Origin of the sequence: Rhodococcus kronopolitis, from assembly GCF_042654025.1 — a bacterium.
Lineage (GTDB): Bacteria > Actinomycetota > Actinomycetes > Mycobacteriales > Mycobacteriaceae > Rhodococcus_G > Rhodococcus_G kronopolitis.
Map to the genome: position 1 here is coordinate 1 of NZ_JBHSFO010000017.1, position 560 is coordinate 560.

Consider the following 560-nt stretch of genomic DNA (forward strand, 5'->3'; position numbering starts at 1 on the left):
TGCCGCAGCTTCGGTGGTGTACTTGAGCCCCGCTACATTGTCGGCGCAGGATCACTTGACCAGTGAGCTATTACGCACTCTTTCAAGGGTGGCTGCTTCTAAGCCAACCTCCTGGTTGTCTTCGCGACCCCACATCCTTTTCCACTTAGTACACGCTTAGGGACCTTAGCTGGCGATCTGGGCTGTTTCCCTCTCGACTACGAACCTTATCGCCCGCAGTCTCACTGCCGCGCTCTCACTCACCGGCATTCGGAGTTTGGCTGATTTCGGTAAGCTTGTGGGCCCCCTAGACCATCCAGTAGCTCTACCTCCGGTGAGAAACACGCGACGCTGCACCTAAATGCATTTCGGGGAGAACCAGCTATCACGGAGTTTGATTGGCCTTTCACCCCTACCCACAACTCATCCCCTCAGTTTTCAACCTAAGTGGGTTCGGTCCTCCACGACGTCTTACCGTCGCTTCAACCTGGCCATGGGTAGATCACTCCGCTTCGGGTCTAGGACATGCGACTATGGGCGCCCTATTCGGACTCGCTTTCGCTACGGCTGCCCCTCACGGG

At 56.6% G+C, this 560-nt stretch carries 1 rRNA gene; it reads right to left on the minus strand.

From position 1 onward, the window contains the following. Positions 1–560, minus strand: a 23S ribosomal RNA gene (locus ACFO6S_RS21225); the annotation flags it as partial.